The sequence below is a fragment of the Kribbella sp. NBC_01484 genome (assembly GCF_036227145.1).
Taxonomy (GTDB): domain Bacteria; phylum Actinomycetota; class Actinomycetes; order Propionibacteriales; family Kribbellaceae; genus Kribbella.
Map to the genome: position 1 here is coordinate 8,794,085 of NZ_CP109437.1, position 14,819 is coordinate 8,808,903.

The 14,819-nt window shown below is 69.2% G+C and carries 10 protein-coding genes and 1 riboswitch; of the genes, 2 read left to right on the forward strand and 8 right to left on the reverse strand.

Annotation, left to right across the window (positions count from 1 at the left end):
- Positions 1-20: 20 nt before the first annotated feature.
- From ilvN to OG555_RS42425, 4 genes are all read right to left on the reverse strand, one after another.
- Positions 21-656 (reverse strand): acetolactate synthase small subunit, encoded by a 636-nt coding sequence (ilvN, locus tag OG555_RS42410; protein WP_442914474.1) that lies wholly within the window; start codon positions 654-656, stop codon positions 21-23.
- On the reverse strand, positions 656-2,404 hold the full coding sequence (locus OG555_RS42415) for an acetolactate synthase large subunit (RefSeq protein ID WP_329479792.1): 1,749 nt from the start codon (positions 2,402-2,404) through the stop codon (positions 656-658). The genes ilvN and OG555_RS42415 overlap by 1 nt, the downstream gene beginning before the upstream one ends.
- A 281-nt stretch (positions 2,405-2,685) precedes the next feature.
- On the reverse strand, positions 2,686-4,353 hold the full coding sequence (gene ilvD / locus OG555_RS42420) for a dihydroxy-acid dehydratase (protein ID WP_329479794.1): 1,668 nt from the start codon (positions 4,351-4,353) through the stop codon (positions 2,686-2,688).
- Between the two features lie 18 nt (positions 4,354-4,371).
- Positions 4,372-7,788 carry a S8 family peptidase gene (locus tag OG555_RS42425; RefSeq protein ID WP_329479796.1) on the reverse strand — a complete coding sequence of 1,139 codons (3,417 nt, stop codon included), beginning with the start codon at positions 7,786-7,788 and terminating at the stop codon, positions 4,372-4,374.
- A 134-nt stretch (positions 7,789-7,922) separates the two neighbouring features.
- Between OG555_RS42425 and OG555_RS42430 the strand changes: the two genes are divergently transcribed.
- Together OG555_RS42430 and OG555_RS42435 are read left to right on the forward strand one after the other, a co-directional pair.
- The gene (locus tag OG555_RS42430) at positions 7,923-8,330 is read left to right on the forward strand and encodes a nuclear transport factor 2 family protein (RefSeq protein ID WP_329479798.1); all 408 of its coding nucleotides are present in this window, start codon (positions 7,923-7,925) and stop codon (positions 8,328-8,330) included.
- 723 nt (positions 8,331-9,053) lie between these two features.
- Positions 9,054-9,134: riboswitch (ZMP/ZTP riboswitch) on the forward strand.
- A gap of 23 nt (positions 9,135-9,157) precedes the next feature.
- Positions 9,158-10,066 (forward strand): 5-aminoimidazole-4-carboxamide ribonucleotide transformylase, encoded by a 909-nt coding sequence (locus tag OG555_RS42435; RefSeq protein ID WP_329479800.1) that lies wholly within the window; start codon positions 9,158-9,160, stop codon positions 10,064-10,066.
- Here OG555_RS42435 and OG555_RS42440 read toward each other — a convergent pair whose 3' ends face one another.
- From OG555_RS42440 to OG555_RS42455, 4 genes are all read right to left on the reverse strand, one after another.
- Positions 10,067-12,325 (reverse strand): MMPL family transporter, encoded by a 2,259-nt coding sequence (locus OG555_RS42440; RefSeq protein WP_329479802.1) that lies wholly within the window; start codon positions 12,323-12,325, stop codon positions 10,067-10,069.
- 170 nt (positions 12,326-12,495) lie between these two features.
- Complete coding sequence (locus OG555_RS42445) at positions 12,496-12,759, reverse strand: MoaD/ThiS family protein (RefSeq protein WP_329479804.1); 264 nt, start codon at positions 12,757-12,759, stop codon at positions 12,496-12,498.
- Positions 12,759-13,844, reverse strand: a complete 1,086-nt coding sequence (locus OG555_RS42450; RefSeq protein WP_329479806.1) for a WD40/YVTN/BNR-like repeat-containing protein — start codon at positions 13,842-13,844, stop codon at positions 12,759-12,761. The genes OG555_RS42445 and OG555_RS42450 overlap by 1 nt, the downstream gene beginning before the upstream one ends.
- Positions 13,845-13,860: 16 nt before the next feature.
- The gene (locus OG555_RS42455; protein ID WP_329479808.1) at positions 13,861-14,793 is read right to left on the reverse strand and encodes a 2-hydroxyacid dehydrogenase; all 933 of its coding nucleotides are present in this window, start codon (positions 14,791-14,793) and stop codon (positions 13,861-13,863) included.
- Between the last annotated feature and the right edge of the window lie 26 nt (positions 14,794-14,819).

Here is a 14,819-nt window from a genome sequence, read left to right on the forward strand (position 1 = left end):
TAGTGAATGGGGTACGGCGTTCAGGCCTGACGGGCCGGGGCCACTGGCCGGCCCGGCGGGGGTGCCGGGACCGGGTGGTGCGCTCGGTCGACGGGTTGCGCCTGCACGGTCGGGGTGCCGGAGGCGACGTACGGCGGTGGCAGCGGGACCGGCCGCAGCGTGCGGTCGGAGATGGAGCGACTGCCCCGGCCGATCGCCACCATGCCGGACTGCACCAGCTCGCGGACGCCGAAGGGTTCCAGCACCCGGAGCATGGCCTCGAGTTTCTCGGGATTGCCGGTCGCCTCGATCGTGATCGCGTCCGGAGCCACGTCCACCACCTTCGCACGGAACAACTGGACGGTCTCCAGTACCTGTCCCCTGGTCAGGGTGTCCGCCTTGACCTTCACCAGCAGCAGTTCGCGCTGAACCGTCTGGCTGGGCTCGAGTTCGACGATCTTGATCACATTCACCAGCTTGTTCAGCTGCTTGGTGATCTGCTCCAGCGGCTGCTCGTCCACGCTGACCGCGATGGTCATCCGGGACACCTCGGGGTGCTCGGTCGGACCGACCGCGAGGGAATCGATGTTGAACCCCCGTCGCGAGATCAGCGCCGCGACACGGGCCAGCACACCGTGCTTGTTCTCGACCAGGATGCTCAAGGTGTGTTTGGACATTAGAGCTCCTCGGTGTCCCACTTGGGCGCCATGTCGCGGGCGATCTGGATGTCGTCGTTGCTGGTGCCGGCCGCGACCATCGGCCAGACCATTGCGTCGCGGTGCACGACGAAGTCGACCACGACCGGCTGGTCGGTGACCGACATCGCCTTGTCGATCGTGGCGTCGACCGAGTCCTTGTCCGAGCAACGCAGCCCGACGCCGCCCATCGCCTCGGCCAGCTTGGCGAAGTCCGGGATCCGGGCCGAGTGCAGGTCGGTGTTGGAGTACCGCTTGTCGTAGAACAGCGTCTGCCACTGCCGGACCATGCCCAGCGACTGGTTGTTGATCACGGCAACCTTGATCGGGATGCCCTCGAGCGCGCAGGTGACCAGCTCCTGGTTGGTCATCTGGAAGCAGCCGTCGCCGTCGATCGCCCACACGGTCTTGTCCGGCCGGGCGACCTTCGCGCCCATCGCGGCCGGAACGGCGTACCCCATGGTGCCGAGGCCGCCGGAGTTCAGCCAGTGCCGCGGCTTCTCGAACGGGAGGTAGTGCGCGGCCCACATCTGGTGCTGGCCGACGCCCGCGGTGTAGACGGCGTCCGGGCCGGCGATCTTGCCGATCCGCTCGATCACGTACTGCGGGGACAGGCTGCCGTCGTCGGGTTCGTCGTACGCGACCGGGTACTTGCTGCGGACCGCCTCCAGCTGGTGGCGCCAGGCGTCGTACGACGGGGTGCGGCCGGCGTTCGCGATCTCGGTGCGGAGCGCGGCGAGCAGGTCGGTGATGACCTCCTTGCAGTCCCCCACGATCGGCACGTCGGCGGCACGGTTCTTGCCGATCTCGGCCGGGTCGATGTCGGCGTGGATGACCTTCGCCTCGGGGGCGAACGAGTCGAGCCGGCCGGTCACCCGGTCGTCGAAGCGGGCGCCCAGGCAGATGAGCAGATCGGACCGCTGGAGCGCGCCGACCGCGGACACCGAGCCGTGCATCCCGGGCATGCCGAAGTGCAGCTCGTGGGTGTCGGGCAGCGCGCCGCGGGCCATCAGCGTGGTCACCACGGGAATGCCGAGCAGCTCCGCGAGCTCCTTCAGCTCGGCGTCGGCCTGGGCCCGGATCACGCCACCGCCGACGTACAGGACCGGCTTCTCGGCCGCGGCGATCAGACGGGCCGCCTCGCGCACCTGCTTCGGGTGCGGGCGGGTCACCGGCCGGTAGCCGGGCAGCGACAGCTCGGTCGGCCACTGGAAGTCGACCCGCGCCTGCATCGCGTCCTTGGTCACGTCGACCAGCACCGGGCCGGGCCGGCCGGTGGAGGCGATGTAGAACGCCTCGGCCACCGTGGTGGCGATGTCGTTCGGGTCGTTGACCAGGAAGTTGTGCTTGGTGATCGGCATCGTGATGCCGCGGATGTCGGCCTCCTGGAAGGCGTCCGTGCCGATCGCGGCGCTGGCCACCTGACCGGTGATCGCGACCATCGGGACCGAGTCCATGTACGCGTCGGCGATCGGCGTGACCAGGTTGGTCGCCCCGGGACCCGAGGTCGCCATGCACACACCGGTCTTGCCGGACGCGGCGGCGTACCCCTGCGCGGCGTGGCCGGCGCCCTGCTCGTGACGTACCAGGATGTGGCGGATCTGGGTCGAGTCGAGCATCGGGTCGTACGCCGGGAGGATCGCGCCACCCGGGATGCCGAAGACGGTGTCCACTCCGGCATGTTCCAGTGCGCGGATCAGAGCCTGTGCCCCGGTCAGCTGCTCACTCATGAGTGCCTTCCCTAAGTCCTGTCACGATTGGCTTGTCGCGACCGATCCATCCTCGCTCTTGGTTGTCGTCTCTGCCCATCTGGGTCGCAGATAGTCGCATCGGCAACAAAAAACCCCCTCCGCCGGGTGGGCTGAAGGGGGCGCGCTCGACTCTGTGGTCGCGTCAGTCGGCGCGCCGCACAAGTACGAGGAGAATCGATCGCATGTAGGCAACACTCGCCGACACACCGCGATCGGGTCAAGTTCGGCGCTCATGTGTCTCATTTACTGAGATGACCGTCTTAGATACAGACGGCTCCTTGGGAGGCCGAGCCGACCAGGCGGGTGTACTTGCCGAGCACGCCCTTGGTGATGGCCGGGGTCTTCGGGGTCCAGCCCTGCCGGCGGAGTTCGATGTTCTCGGGGGTGACGTGGAGGTCGAGGGTGCGGTTCTTCACGTCGAGGGTGATCCGGTCGCCGTCCTGGACGAACGCGATCGGGCCACCGTCGGCCGCTTCCGGGGCCACGTGCCCGACGCAGAGTCCCGTCGTACCGCCGGAGAAGCGGCCGTCGGTGAGGAGCAGGACGTCCTTGCCGAGGCCGGCGCCCTTGATCGCGCCGGTGACCGCGAGCATCTCGCGCATACCGGGGCCGCCCTTCGGGCCCTCGTACCGGATCACGACGACGTCGCCGGGGTTCAGTTCGGCGACTGCATCCATGGCAGCCCGTTCACCGTCGAAGACTCGCGCCGTCCCTTCGAAGACGTCGGAGTCGAAGCCGGCGCTCTTCACCACCGCGCCCTCCGGGGCGAGCGAGCCGTGCAGGATCGTGATGCCGCCGGTGCGGTGGATCGGCTTGTCGAGCGCGCGGATGATCGTGCCGTCGACGTCGGGCGGCGCGATGTCGGCGAGGTTCTCGGCCATGGTCTTACCGGTGACCGTGAGGCAGTCGCCGTGCAGGAGGCCGGCGTCGAGCAGCGCGCGCATCACCACCGGGATGCCGCCGACGCGATCGACGTCGGTCATCACGTAGCGACCGAACGGCTTCAGGTCTCCCAGATGTGGAACTCGGCTACCGACTCTGGCGAAGTCCTCCAGCGTCAGATCCACCTCTGCCTCACGCGCGATCGCCAGCAGATGCAGGACTGCGTTCGTCGACCCGCCCAGTGCCATCACTACCGCGATCGCGTTCTCGAACGCTTCCCTGGTCAGGATCTGCCGTGCCGTGATCCCCTTCCGCAGCAGGCCTACCACCGCCTCGCCGGACTTGCGGGCGTAGCCGTCGCGGCGGCGATCGACGGCCGGCGGCGCGGCCGAACCGGGCAGCGACATACCGAGGGCCTCGGCGGACGCGGCCATCGTGTTGGCGGTGTACATGCCGCCGCAGGCGCCTTCACCGGGGCAGATCGCCCGCTCGACCGCGTCGACCTCGTCCTGGGTGATCAGGCCGCGCAGGCACGCGCCGACCGCCTCGAACGCGTCGATGATCGTGACGTCCTTGTCGCCGAGCCTGCCCGGCATGATCGAACCCGCGTACAGGAAGACCGCGGCCAGGTCGAGCCGGGCCGCGGCCATCAGCATGCCGGGCAGCGATTTGTCGCAGCCGGCCAGCAGGACCGAGCCGTCCAGCCGCTCGGCCTCCATCACGGTCTCGACCGAGTCGGCGATGATCTCGCGGCTGACGAGTGAGTAGTGCATGCCGACGTGGCCCATCGAGATGCCGTCGGACACGCTGATCGTGCCGAACTCGAGCGGGTACCCACCTGCCGCATGGACCCCTTCCTTGACCGCCTTCGCGAGCCGGTCCAGGGACAGATTGCAGGGGGTGATCTCGTTCCAGCTCGACGCGACGCCGACCTGGGGCTTGGCCCAGTCGTCGTCACCCATGCCGACGGCCCGGAGCATCCCGCGGGAGGCGGTTGCTTCCAGGCCGTCGGTCACTGTGCGGCTGCGTGGTTTCAGATCGACCATGCAGCTCACTCTATGGGCTCAGCGCACGGGCACCAGGTCCAGCACAGTCTGGTCCACGGAGTTGCCGGACCGGTCCGTCACCGCGGTCCGGACCGACAGCGACTTGCCCGGCTGGAGCATCCACGGCGCGACGACGGTCTTGTAACCGTCCCCGGTCCGCGCCAGCGGCGCCTGGGTCCAGTGCTTGCCGCGGTCGGAGGACACCCACAGCTTCGCGGACTTCACCGGTACGCCGGCGCCGTCCGGGTAGCTGAGGTCCAGATCGAACTGCATCGGCCGCCCGGCCGGTGTGCTGCCGTCGAGAGCTACGTAGGGGTCGTAGGCCGGACGGATCATCGGCGGCTCCACCGGATTCTCATCCCTCCCGGCAGGTGCGGTGGCGGTGAATTCCCAGGCGGTCTCCGCCTCCCCGGACGTCGGGACCGCCTTGGTCCGCCAGCTGTGCTCCACCCGCCAGCGGGCCGGCCCTGCGGGCACGTCGAAGACGTAGCCCACATCCGGAGCATCACCGATCAACTCGCCGTTGCGGTACAGCGCCAGCCGCTGCCCACCGACGATGGAGCCGTCCACAATGCCGACGTGGTTGGCGTCCCCCATCCCGACCTGCAGGGCGAACGTGCTGTTCCACATGCTGTGGCTGCGGATCTGTGGATGCACCGCGGTACCGAGAGCTGAGCGGACCTTCTCACCGCGCTGGTACGTCCGGACCGGGTCGTCACACAGTCCGGCATCGCCGCTTGCGGGCGCCTTCTCGCACTGCCACCACGCGACGTCCGGACCGGCGGACAACAACTCGACCTCGCGCGAGGGAGCCTCCACGGTTCGTTCGCTCGTCCAGGACATCCCGCTGTACCTGCTCTGCACGCCACGGACGACGCGACGTTCGCCACCACCCCACGCGGTGCCGAAACTGGTCTCGACCGAGGCCATGTCGCGCACGGCCTTGCGGTCGACCGGCTTGACCAGCGGCGCGCTGAAACGGTTCGCGCTCTGGTAAACCTGGTACAGGTCCGGGGTGTCGTGGTCGGTCTTCTCGGTCGACCTCAGCTGCCACCGGGTGACAGCTTCGGCGAAGCCGCCCTGGGGAGCGGCCGTGGGCGTCACGTACAACCGGCCGGCAGCAAGATCGGCCGCTGTCACCGGCAGCTCGTCGGCCTGCCAGTTCTGCGCGTCCTTGCCTCGCGTGAAGCCGATCGTGCCCTCGACGACCCCGGTCGGTTGGCCCTCTACGACAAGACCCTTCACCTGGACCGCCTGACGGGCGTCCAGTGTGAACGACGTGTTCCGGGTCACGGTGACGTTCGACTCGACGGCAAACGTCATCGTGTCGCCTGTCGGTACGAAGCCGTACGCCATGTGCACCCCAGGCGTAATTCGGGCGGTTCCGCGACCTTGGTCGTCCAGGAGGATCTGGTTGTAGTGACCGTCGGTGCTGTTGAAGACGTTGACGTAGCCACCGGAGACCGGCTTGCCGTTGCGGTCGAGCACCAGGACCGAGGCGTCGTACATCGGCGGCTCGTCGTAGGCGTTCAGGGCCAGCCGGAGGCGCCGTTTCCCGGCGCTGTCGATGACGTCGAGCGCACCCTCCCAGATGTTGTCGACAATCGAGTTCCACTGCCCGACGACGTCGCTCAGGCCGGTCGGGTCGAAGGTCACCGTGGCGTCGGCGGTCCCACCGGCGGGCACGGTCAGGGTGGCCGGTGACACGGTCACCGCAGACCCCGGGGCCTGCTTGTTCCAGATGGTCACCTCCTGATCGGCGAATGTGAGCGTGACCGGCTCGGCACTGGGATTCGTCAGCGTCAGAGTGCGCTTCTGCGGCGAGTCGTCAGGGTGGCGGATCGCCGCGTAGTCGATCACGCCGACGTTCGGCACCAGGCCGGTCGGGGACGTCGCGACGTCCAGGTTCACCCTGCCGCTGCCGAACCACCCCGTGAAGACGCCGGTGCTGTCGACAGCACTGCTGCTCAACCGCGCCTTCAGCTGCTGCCAGGTCAGCTCCGGGTGCTGCTGGAGCAGCAGCGCGGCCGAGCCGGTCACCAGCGGCGTGGACCGGGACGTACCCAAGCCCATGGCGTACAGGTCGCCGTCGCGCGCACCAGCCCGGGCGCCCATGATGCCGGTGCCGGGCGCGGCGATCTCCGGCTTCTGCCGCCAGGAGTACGTCGGGCCCATGCTGGTGAACCGGGCCCGGTTGCCGGCCGGATCGAGCGCACCCACTGTCAACGCGGAGTCAGCCGTACCCGGCGTCTCGACCGAGAACGGTGTGGCGTAGAAGTCCCCGTCGTCGCCGGCCGCGACCACGAACAGCGCACCGCTTTGCGCCGTCAGCCGGTCGACCGCATCGGCCAGCAGGTCGTCACCCTGCATCGGGGCGCGGGCGCCGAGGCTGACGTTGACCAGGTTGGCGTGCTGCCCGACGGCCCACTCCATCGCCGCGATCAGCTCGGACACGGTGCCCTCGCCGGCCGCGTTGAGGATCTTGCCGGAGATCAGTTCGGCTCCGGGTGCGATGCCCTTCCGGGCGCCGTCGGACCCGGCACCGTTGCCGGCCACCAGCGACGCGATCTGGGTGCCGCGACCGAAGTCGTCCTGCGGGCCCTCGCCGGTGAAGTCCTCGGTGGCCGTCACCTTGCCCTCGAGTGCCGGGTGGCCGGTGTCGATGCCGGAGTCGAGGATCGCGACCTTCACGCCGTGACCGTCGAGGCCGCGGCGCCACGCGGTCGGCGCCTGCACCTGCTCCAGGTATGGGTCCAGCGGTGCCGCTGCGGCCTTGGAACCGCTACTCGGCGGCGTCTTGCTCGTCGATCTGCCGGTCCCGGGCGCCGACTCAGGCACACGATCACCATGCAGGGGTGTGTCCAGCCAGATCTTGGCCGGCAGGGCGGACCGGGCGGCCGTCAGGGCCGAACCGAACGCAGTCGCCCGGGACTTCTCGATCCGGCCCGCAGTCGCACCGATGCTGGCCAGCGTGCGGCTCGGGGTGAATCCGGCGTTTGCCATCGTCCGCGCGCCGGAACTCTCCCGCACGATCACGGGCAGGTCCGCGCGGTGCGCGTCGTCGTACCCCATCTCGACGAGGCCGGTCACGTCGAACAGCGCAGGGTCGAGTACGCCGGGAACCAGGCTCGCGACGTCGTGCGGGATCACGCTGATCCGGCCGTGGTCGTTACGTACGGCGTACCCGACCGCGGACCCACCGTCGCGGGACCGGACGTCGACCTGCGGCTTCCCGTCCGGGCCGGGCCGCAGCGTGACGTGTTCGCCGGTCAGCAACGTGACTGTGGCGGGGCTCCTGAGTACGGGGGCCGGCTGGACGACCGGCGCGCCAGCTGTCGGTGCCGCGGTAGCGGTGACTGGAGCAGTCAGCCCGGACAGCGCCAGGGCGCCGCTGGCCAGCAGCGCCGGTATCGGTAAAGATCGTGGAAACCCCACCGGGTACACCATCCTTGCTGTAGGCACCGATCAGGTGCGGACGTCTTGCCATAGGCACCGATCAGGTGCGTCGTGACCTTTGGTATCCGATCCCACCCGGCGCGGTCACGAGACTGCCGTGACAGGAGGCCGACATGACCGGAATCAGTCACCCGCCGACCGACAGCGGTCGCACCCGACTCGAGGCGTACGTCGACGGGTGGCGGCGGCACGACATCGCGGCGGTTCTGGACACGTTGACCGACGACTGCGTGGTGATCGAGTCGTATGGGCCGGTCTATCGGGGCAAGGCGCGGGTCGAGCAGTGGATGAACGCCTGGTTCGGCGCCGGCGGCACCGTCGACGCCTGGGAGATCACGTCATCGGCGGCGGCCGGCGACACGCTGATCGTCGAGTGGCGCTTCGAGTGCACGTGGAAGGGCGAACCCGGCGCCTTCGACGGCGCCACGATCGCACGACTCGACCAGGGCCGCATTGCGTACCTCCGCGAGTACGCGACCACCGCTGCGCTCTACGACTGGACCGGAGTCTGGCGCGACTGAGTTTGGATCCGTGGATGCTGACCGGTCCGATCCGCCGCGATGGCGTCCATTTCATGGGTTGTCCGCTGCTGTTGTGGGTTCTCCCCTCGTGCACCAAGGGAGAACCCACAACGGGATGGGAGATCCGGCGCTTCGGTTGGTTCGGTGGGTGTTGCCCGTGCCGTCGACCGGATCGCCAGGCCATCACAACGAGGCGAGGACGAAGACCTCCCACGGACGATCGCATCGTCTCGGTGATTGTGATGGCCTGGAAGTCCACCCGCACCCGCCCGGCGGTGGTGGCGGGTTGGGCGATGCCGCGCCGCTGACCGGACCTGCAGCACTCACCAAGCAGCGCGATGCCAGACGGGCCCCGCTCGGCCGCGAGCAGTCGGCGGCTGACGGACCGGGTTAGTGAGTGCCCCACGTCCGCCCAGGCCAAGACCCGCGGGCGGCCGGGGCAGGCTGGGGAGGATCCCCCACCCGATCCGGGACGAGATCCTCCCCACCCGCGGCGGCAACCGACAGAACAAGGCCGACCGCCGGGGACGCGAAGGACGCGAACGAGCCACCCACGGATACGTCAGAAGAGCCGGTTATCCCCTGCCGTTGTGGGTTCTCCCCGCGTGCACCGAGGGAGAACCCACAACAGGACGGGATATCCCCCGAAGTTGCGCGGTGGGCTGCGGCGGAGCGAGATCAAGTGACGAGCGCCGGAACGGTCCACGGATCCGGGCTAAGGTGTCGGTACACCGCGACTGGCGAGGGTGGAGTACCACCGGGGAGCGGGTTGTGGACAAGGCGTCGTCCGCCTGGGCGCCTCCGGCTCTCGGTTTCGGAGGCTCCTGATGCGCTACGGCATGAATCCCCACCAGCACGCCACGATGACGGCTCTCGGCGGCTCCCCGTTCACAGTCGTCTCGGGCGTTCCGTCGTACATCAACGTCCTGGATGCGCTGACCGGTTGGCAGCTCGTCCGCGAGGCGTCCGGTGCCTTCGGCGTTCCGGCGGCGGCGTCCTACAAGCATGTGTCTCCCGCCGGGGCGGCGCTGGGGGACAGCGTGGCCGGCGCCTACCTGCGTGCTCGCGATGCCGATCCCAAGTCGTCGTACGGCGACTTCGTTGCCGTCTCGCATCCCGTCGACGCGGAGCTCGCCGGGGTGCTCAAGCGTGTCGTGTCGGACGGGATCATCGCGCCCGGGTACGACGAGGGCGTGGTCGGGACGTTGGCGGCGAAGAAGCGTGGGAGCTTTCTGGTGTTGGAGGCGGATCCGGCGTTCGAACCACCGGCGGAGGAGGTTCGCGAGCTCTACGGACTGCGGTTGACTCAGCGGCGGGACGACGTACCGCTGACTCGTGAGCTGCTGGATCCCAGGGTGCCCGACGCGGCGGCCCGGGATCTCCTGCTCGGGCTGATCGTGGTCCGCTACACGCAGTCGAACACGGTCGCGATGGTCAAGGACAGCATGACGATCGGCGTCGGCGCCGGGCAGCAGTCGCGGGTGGACTGCACCCGGCTCGCCGGCGAGAAGGCTGCCGCGTGGTGGGGCCGCCGCTCGACTGAAGCGCTCGCGGATGTGGCGATGGTGTCAGACGGTGCGCTCCCCTTCGTCGACAACGTCGAGGAAGCGCACCGGTACGGCGTCGCGCATATCGCCGAGCCGGGCGGGTCCATCCGGTCGGACGAGGTCGCACAGGCGTGCGCCGTGCGCGGCATCAGCTGGTCGCCGACCGGCGTCCGGCTGTTCCGGCACTGATCAGGCGACGTCGACCTTGGGTGGCTCGCGCTCGGCCGGGGCCGGCTGCGGACCGCCTTCCAGCTGGATGTCGGGAATGATGCGGTCGAGCCAGCCCGGCAGCCACCAGGCCCGGTCGCCGAGCAGCGTCATGACGGACGGGACCAGGACCATCCGGACGATGCTGGCGTCGATCAGGACGGCGACGGCCATGCCGACCGCCAGCATCTTCACCGTCGGGTCGTCGTCGAGGACGAAGCTCAGGAAGACCACGATCATGATCGCCGCCGCGGTCGTGATCACCCGAGCGGTCGCGCCGATCCCGATCGCCACGGCGCGATGGCTGTCGTTCGTCGCGATCCAGGCCTCGTGCACGCGGGACAGCAGGAACACCTCGTAGTCCATCGACAGCCCGAACACGATCGCGAACATCAGCATCGGCACGAACGACGGGATCGGCACCTTCTCGTCGATCCCGACCAGGGAGGATCCCCAGCCCCACTGGAAGACCGCGACGATGACGCCGTACGCGGCGCCGACCGACAACAGGTTGAGGATCGCGGCCTTGACTCCGATCAGAAGCGAGCGGAACGCCACGGTGAGCAGCAGGAACGCGAGCAGCACCACCGCGCCGATCAGCCACAGCATCCGACCGGCCACCTTCTCGGTGAAGTCGACATACCCGGCGGTCGTGCCGACCACGAAGGTCGGCTCCTGCTGCCCTGCGAGTACGTCGTCGCGGATCCGGTTGACCAGATCCTCGGTCTCCGCCGACGACGGTGACGTGGTCGGGATGACGGTGATGATCGCCGTCGTACCGGCGCTGTTCATGGTCGCCGGTTGGACGGCGGCCACTCCGGCGGTTTTCTGCAGCGTGGACGTGAGGCCGGTCAGCAAGGTCTGCTTGTCGGTCGAGCTCTCGGACGGGAGCTGTACGACGACCGTCAGCGGACCGTTGGCACCCGGGCCGAACCCTTGGGCGATCAGGTCGTACGCCTTCCGGCTCGAGTCCGCCGCCGGATCGGTGCCGGCGTCGAGCTGGCCAAGGTTCATCGACAACAGTGGTATGGCCAGGACGAGCAGCACGAGGGTGGCGGCGATGCCGTACGGCCACGGCCGGTCGCTCACCTTGCGTCCCCAGCGGGCGAACGGGCTCTGCTCGTGCTTGAGGTCGCGTTGCTCGCGCTCCTCCGCCCGGTGCTTCGCCACGGCCTGCTCGTCCGGGAGCCCGGCCTCGAGCTCCCGCTCCTCCACCAGATGGTGCCGGTCCTTGCGGTTGAGGACGAGGAACTTCGCCAGGCCGAGCATCGCGGGGATGAGGGTCAGCGCCGCCAGCACGGTGACCGCGACGACGATGGCCGAGGACAGACCGAGCGCGCCGACGAACGGTACGCCGGAGACGTAGAGGCCGAGAATCGCGATGACGACCGTCCCGCCGGCGACCAGGATGGCCGCACCGGACGTCGACTCCGTGCGACCGGCCGATTCCTCGACTCCTATCCCGTCCTCGAGCTGCTCGCGATGGCGCGACACCATGAAGAGCCCGTAGTCGATCGCGACGCCGAGCCCGAGCAGGGTGGCGACCGTCGGCGCCGAGACCGGGAAGTCCTTCACCGCTGCGAGCAGACCGAGGATGGCCAGCCCGCCGCCGACGCTGAAGATCGCGGCGATCAGCGGCAGTCCGGCCGCGACGATCGACCGGAACATCAGGAACAGCAACAACAGCGCCAGCGCGAGGCCGATGGTCTCGGACAGGGTGTCGTCCGCCTGTTTCCCGATCTGGCCGGCGCCTCCGCCGTACTCGACCTGCAGCCCGGCGGCCCTGGCCGGCTGGACGGCGGCATCCAGTTTGTCGAGATAGCTGCTGTCGAGCGACGCCGGCACGACCGAGAACGAGACCGGAGCGTTGACGATGCTGCCGTCCTTGGAGATGTACGCCGTCTGTGACGTCGCCAGCGGGTCGACGGCCGAGACCACGTCGGGCAGCTTGGCGACGGCAGCCATCGACGTCTTCACCGCGTCGGCCTGCTCGGAGACCGTGCCGGTCTTCGCGTGGAAGACGATCGAACCGGAGTAGCCGCCGGCGGTGGCGAAGTCCTTGTTCAGGATGTTCAGTCCGGCCGACGACTCACTGCCCGGGACCGTGTAGTTGTTCACGTACGTGCCGCCGAACGCGGAACGTAGTACGAACAATCCGACGACCAGCACCAGCCAGCCTGCGATCACGAACCAGTGGAACCGCGCGGCCCCCCGGCCGAGACGATCCAGAAACGCGTGCACAGGGCCCCCTCCCCCAGGCGCCCCCCAGGCGACGGCCCCGCCGTCGACCCCTCCGCCGACAGTAAGCCGGGCCCGACGCCCGTCACAACCCCTCGCCCCCCGGGCACACCCCTACGCCACCAACCGCTCGCTGCCCGTCACCCGGACTGCAGTCTTCCTTTGGCGCGGTGTCAACCGCCCGCGACGCTAGGCAGGATCAGCAACTCATCTCCGTCGCTCAACTTCGTCCCCGGGCCGTCCAGGTCGCGGATGTTGTCGTTGTGGAGGTAGACGTTGACGTGCCGGCGGACGGCGCCCTGCTCGTCGGTCAACCTCCGTCGCAGCACTGGGTCGAGGGCGGCGAAGGCCTCGGCGACGGTGGAGCCGTCGACCTCGACACACTCGGCTCCGCCCGCGAACGGCCGGAGGACGGTCGGCAGGCGGACGGAGATCATCAGATCACCGCGGCGCGCACGGTGAGCACATCCGGCAGGTGACGTGCCACCTCGACCCAGGTGTCACCGGCGTCGGCGCTGGCGTAGACGCAGCCGTCGCGGGTGCCGACGTACACACCGGCCGGGTCGGCGGTGTCGGTGGTGAGCGCGTCACGCAGGACCGGGACATACGACACGTCGGGAAGGCCCGTCGTCAGCGGCTCCCAGGTCGCTCCGGCGTCGCGGGAGCGGTAGACGCGGCACTTGGCCTCGGTCGGGATCCGGTTGGCGTCCGCGATCAGCGGGAAGACGTACACCGTCGCCGGCTCGTGCGGATGCACCGCGATCGGGAATCCGAAGTCCGACGGCAGCCCGTCCGCGATCGACTTCCAGATCGCCCCACCGTCGTCGGACCGGTAGACGCCGTGATGGTTCTGCGCGAACATCCGCTCCGGTACGGCGGGATGCGCGGCCAGCTTGTGCACACACTGACCGAACTCCGGGTAGGGGTCGGGGAAGAACTTCGCCTGGATCCCGTGGTTCGCCGGCTCCCACGACGCGCCGCCGTCGGCGGTCCGATAGACCCCGCCGGTCGACATCGCGACGCTGACCTGCTCGGGATCGGTGGGATGCGGCAGCACGGTGTGCACCGCCTGACCACCGAAGCCGGCGCCCCACTCCTTGCGGTGCGGATGGTCCCACAGCCCGCGGACCAGCTCGAACGTCACTCCCCCGTCGGTCGACTTCCACAGCGCCGACGGCTGCGTCCCGGCGTACACGACACCCGGCTGACCGGCCGGTCCAGGCTGGATCTGCCAGACCCGCTCGAGTGCGGCGTCGGCGTCGGCCGGGAATCCGATCGATCCCTCCGGCGGCTCGTCCCAGGTCGCGCCGAGGTCGTCGGAGTGGAAGACGGCCGGTCCCCAATGCTCGCTGGTCCCGCCGGCGAACATCCGCGGCCGCTCACCCCGGGTGTCGATGCCCACGGCGTACACGCCCTGCATCTCGAAGTGCGGCCCGTCGAGGGTCCAGTTCTTGCGGGCGGCATCGCTCCGGCCGATCCAGAGCCCCTTCTTGGTCCCGATCAGCAGTACGGCCTCGGACATCCTTGTCCTCCTCGTTTCAGCGCGGTGGACCTGCCACCACATTGATCAGCGGTTCGCCGGAGACGTAGCGCTCCAGCTGTGCGCGCACCAGGCGCGCCACCCGCGGCGCGAACGCCGTCGAGGCACCGCCGCGGTGCGGATTGATCAGCACGTTCGGAGCCGACCAGAGCGGATGACCGGCGGGCAGTGGCTCGGGGTCGGTCACGTCCAGAGCGGCGCTGATCCGCCGCGTGCCGAGCTCGGCCAGCAACGCGTCGGTGTCGACGACGACACCGCGAGCAACGTTCACCAACAGCGCGCCGTCCTTCAAGCTCGCCAGGAACTTCGCGTCGACCATCCCGCGCGTCTCCGCGGTCGCCGGGGTCAGCAGGACGACGGCATCCGCCCGCGGCAGCAACTCCGGCAGCTCGGTGATCGGATGTACGCCGTCCCGGGCCCGCCGCGCGACCCGGATCACCTCACACTCGAACCCGCTCAGCCGCCGCTCCAGCGCCTCCCCGATCGACCCGTAGCCCAGGATCAGCACCGTGCGATCCGCGAGTGAGTCGTCGACCTCGTCGTACGAGTGGGGCCAGAGCTGCTGCTCCTGGTCGCGGACGGCCCGCGGCAGGCGCCGGTACGACGCCAGGATCAGGGCGACCGCGAGCTCCGCGGTGGACGCGTCGTGGACGCCGCGCGCGTTGCACAAGGTCACGCCCTCGGCCAGATGCGGCAGCACATGCTCGAAGCCGGCGGTCTGCAGCTGCACGACCTTCAGGCTCGGCATCTCGCTGACGATGTCGATCACCCGGGAGCCACCCATGTATCCCGGCACGTAGACCTCGACCTCGGCGAGCGACTCCGGCCGCTCCCCGCCGTCGTAGAAGTCGACGTCGAATCCCGCGGGCAGCCCGCCGAGGAAGGTGTCCGGGTCCTCCCACGGCAGCCATGCCTTCACCACATCAGCCATGCCCAAGAACCTACTCGGGTGCCAGG

Bases quoted from the DNA above. Each gene is read 5' to 3' on its own strand.
- OG555_RS42450 (WP_329479806.1), bottom strand. From the start codon at position 13,844: ATGTCCGAGGCCGTACTGCTGATCGGGACCAAGAAGGGGCTCTGGATC.
- ilvD (WP_329479794.1), bottom strand. From the start codon at position 4,353: ATGGTCGATCTGAAACCACGCAGCCGCACAGTGACCGACGGCCTGGAA.
- OG555_RS42445 (WP_329479804.1), bottom strand. From the start codon at position 12,759: ATGATCTCCGTCCGCCTGCCGACCGTCCTCCGGCCGTTCGCGGGCGGA.
- OG555_RS42435 (WP_329479800.1), top strand. From the start codon at position 9,158: ATGCGCTACGGCATGAATCCCCACCAGCACGCCACGATGACGGCTCTC.
- OG555_RS42455 (WP_329479808.1), bottom strand. From the start codon at position 14,793: ATGGCTGATGTGGTGAAGGCATGGCTGCCGTGGGAGGACCCGGACACC.
- OG555_RS42430 (WP_329479798.1), top strand. From the start codon at position 7,923: ATGACCGGAATCAGTCACCCGCCGACCGACAGCGGTCGCACCCGACTC.
- ilvN (WP_442914474.1), bottom strand. From the start codon at position 656: ATGTCCAAACACACCTTGAGCATCCTGGTCGAGAACAAGCACGGTGTG.
- OG555_RS42415 (WP_329479792.1), bottom strand. From the start codon at position 2,404: ATGAGTGAGCAGCTGACCGGGGCACAGGCTCTGATCCGCGCACTGGAA.